General features: G+C 73.0%; 1 pseudogene. It reads right to left on the bottom strand.

Going from position 1 to position 3,538, the window contains the following annotated elements:
* Window positions 1-3,538 (bottom strand): annotated as a pseudogene (locus tag HGB44_RS32335) (hypothetical protein); the annotation flags it as partial.

The raw sequence follows: 3,538 nt of genomic DNA, 5'->3' as shown, positions 1-3,538 counted from the left end.
CAGGTCGGGCCATCGGCCGTCGCCGATTTCGTAGATCTGCCATCCGGGGTGGGGTCGGCTCTCGTCCCGGATCCGGTCCAGTTCGGCCTGCACCGTCGCCTCGTTCAACGGGTGCAGACGCGCGAAGTCGTTCAGCCAGGGGGAGCGGGTGTAGGTGGAGACCGCGTCCTGGGTCGCGGTGGGGAGCGCGTCGAAGGTGTTGGGGTTGTAGTCGGGGTCGTGCAGGAGGTCGCCGTAGTGGTCGGCTTCGGCACCGGTCGGCAGCCGGCGGATCGTTCCGGACCCGGACGCGGCGGGGCCGTTGTCGGCCAGTTCCAGGTCGCGGACCATGGAGTCGAGGTCGGCGCCGCTCGTCCCGGTGCCGTCCTCGTCAGGGTCCCGTACCTCTCCGGCGATGTCGGTCACGGCGAAGACGCTCGTGCCGGAGGTGGTCCCCGGGGTCGCCAGCTCGGCCGCGGTGTCCCCGTCCGCCGCGCGCGATCCGGGACCCTCGCTCCGGCCCGGCGTCGACGACTCCCCGGACCGTCCTCCCGAGGCCGGTGCGCCTCCATCGCCGTCCACCCGCGCTGTGTTGACGGTTTTCACCGTGTCCGGTGCGCTGTAGGGGGAGGGGCCCCGGTCGGCGGGGTCCTGCATGGCGTGGCGGACGTAGTCCGTGGTGAGCTGCCCGCCGGACTGCCAGAGCCGGGCGCGGACCGGGTCGTGGCGGTCTCGGAGGTGGCGGTCGATGCCGCGGGTCAGGACCTCGGCGTCTTGGACGCGTTCGGGAGGGATGGATGCGCCGCTCAGCGGGACGCGTCTGTTGGAGGGGTCGGAGAGGACGTATACCAGTGCCTGCGCGAGCGTGTGCGCCTCGCGGATGGAGCGGTTCTCCGGGAGCGGGCCGCCGGCCGGTCGCAGCTGCCTCCAGAATTCGGCGCCCAGCGCCCGCGCCTTGGGGATGTCCTTGTCCGTGAGGGCCCGGGTGAGTTCGGGCAGGCGGTCCAGGACCGACGCGGCGCGGGCGTCGGCCTCCGGGTCGATGGTGGGGTCGGTGCGTGTTTCTGCGGGGGTGTCGGCACCGCTGTCCGCCGCGCGGTCGGGTCCGGCGGCGGGCGGGGTGTCCCCGGCGTCCGGTACCGGCGTCCCGCTGTCCTCCGTCGGTGGAGCTGCGTTCTCCCGGCTGTCGGCCATGGACGGGGGCTCCACGGCGGCGGGAGAGGGCGAGCCGTTCCGCTCCGGACCGGCTTCCCCGTCGGGGAGCGGTTCCGGACGGGGCCGCGGCGTCTCCTGACCCTGCGGGACACCGTCCGTGTTCTGGGACAGGGCCGCTCCGGGCGTCTCGCCCGCTTCGGCGGGGGCGTCCTTGCGGCTCTCCTCGCCGTCCTGATCCTGGCCGTCCGCCTCCTCGGCGGGGGCCTCCCCGTGGCCGGACCCGGTGTCGTCGGATCCGTCGCCCTTCTCGTCCCCGGACCGGTCCCGGTCTCCCTGGTCCTTGCCGTCTCCGGAGCGGTCGCCGCTCTCCTCGCCTGACCGCTCGCCGTCGCCGGACCGGTCACTGCTGTCGCCGGACTGGTCCTTGTCGCGGTCCTGGGAACGGTCGTCGTCGCGGGAGGTGTCCTCGTCGCGGCCCTCGGGCCGTTCGCCACCGCGTTCGGACGGGCTGTGCCCGGTGTCCTCCGTGTCCTGGGGCGGTCCGCTCTCAGTGGCGGGGGACGGGGGAAGCGGGGCGTCGGCCGGGGAGGGCGAGTCGGAGGCGGTCGGGGTACGGGGGTTCGCGTGTTGTTCGTCCGTCGAGGTGACCTGTTCGTCCTGCCCGGTGCTCTCGGTCTGCGGTGCGGGCGGGGGGGCCGTGGTGACGGTCTGAAGGTCGTCACCGGTCGTTTGCCGTGCGGCGGTGTCCGGGGTGGTGGTGTCGTTGGTGCGTTGGGGTGAGCGTTCACCGGTGTTGCGCTCGGTGGGTGTGGAGCGTTGGCCGGTGTCGGAGGCCGGGTTCTGCGGGGCGGGTGCGGGTGGCGGGGAGGCCTGGCCGACTGGGGGCGCCACGGCGACGGGAGCGATGTTGTGCTGCTGCTCCGGTTCGGGAGCGGAGCGGTTGTCGGGGTTGGTGTCGCCGGTGTTCGGCGTGGTCTGTTCGGTGCCGGGGGGCGGGGTGGCCATGGGGTTGTCGGGGACGATGGCGTTGAGGAAGTCGACGGCCAGGGGGTCGTCGCTCGCGCCCGTTCGCAAGGGGTCGTCGCTGGCCCTGGGGTCGGGGGAGTCCGCTCCCCGCGGCTCGTCCCGCGGCCCCGGGACGGAGGGCGCGTCGGGGCCGGGTTCCTTGTCCGCCTTGGCTGTGGTGGTGTCCTGTCGGGGGGCGACCTCGTCGGTGTCGAACAGCGAGGCCTCGTCGTCGCTGTCGTAGGGGGAGGAGTTCTCGTCCCGGTCGAAGACGGACGATCCGTCGCTGTCGTAGTCGGAGTCGCTGTCGTACAGGGACTGCTCGTCGTCCTGCGGGGTCGGGGCGGGTCCGTTGTCGCGGTCGTCTCCCCGTTGGGGTCCGTCACCGCCGCGTTCGGAGGACCGGTCGCCGGACGCGGGTGCGGGGGAGCTGTCGCCACCGTGCTCGGGAGTCCGGTCACCGCCCTGACCGGGGTCGTCGTCCCCGCGCCACCAAGGGGCGGTGCCGTCGGAGTCGGCGCGTTCGTCGGTCCGGTTGCCGGAACCGTTGCTCTCGGTCTGGGGCGGGGGTGTGTTGAGGTCGGGTTTGTCTTTGTTGCTGAACAGGTCGATGCCGTGCAGGGCGCCGTCGGTGGCGCCTTGTTGGATGCCTGCTTGGGAGGCGCCTGAGGTGGCGGACCAGACGGAGGCTTCCCAGCCGCGTCCGTCGGCCATGCTGCCCAGGCCTTCGCCGAGGTAGCCCTCCAGGGCGCCGGTGCCGATGTTGCCGCCGGTTTGTTGGGCGTAGGTGCTGGCTTTGGAGAAGTAGTCGTTGAGGGGTTTTTGCAGGTTGACGGGGACGTCGGCGAGGTGGTCGCGCATGTGTGGGGGCAGGCGGTCGCCGATGGTCTCGCGTAGGTGTTGGCCCAGGGCGGGGTTGTTCCAGTGGGCGGCGAGGGTGTCGGCGTAGTCGCGTCCCAGGTCGCGTGCGGCGGTCTCGCCGAGGTGGTCGCCGAAGTTGCGGGCGAAGAGGTCGGCGAAGTCGTTGCGCGCGGCGGCGGCTTTGGCGGCGTTGTCGAAGGCGCCCGCGCCGATGGGGCTGGCGGGGTTGTAGGGGGCCAGGAATTCGTCGTTGTGGCGGCCGAAGACCTCGGCCAGGTCCTTGTTCAGCGAGGGCGGGGGCAGCGGCCCGTCCTTGGGCGCGGGTGTGGGTGTGGGTCCGGGTGTGTCTTTGGGTGCGGGTGTGTCCTTGGGTGCGGGTGTGTCGGGTCCTCGGTCGGGGTTGGTGGCTGGCGGGTCGTCCTTGACCGGCCCGGCGGGTGGTCCGGCGGGTGGTCCGTCGGGTCCGCCTCCGGGCGGGGGAGTGTCGGTGTCGCGGCCGGGCCCGCTCGCGGGTGGTGGTGTGTCGGTGATGGGGCCT

Origin of the sequence: Nocardiopsis alborubida (assembly GCF_012396365.1) — a bacterium.
In the GTDB taxonomy this organism is placed as follows: Bacteria; Actinomycetota; Actinomycetes; order Streptosporangiales; family Streptosporangiaceae; genus Nocardiopsis; species Nocardiopsis alborubida.
This window is presented reverse-complemented; position numbering and strand designations above follow the sequence as displayed.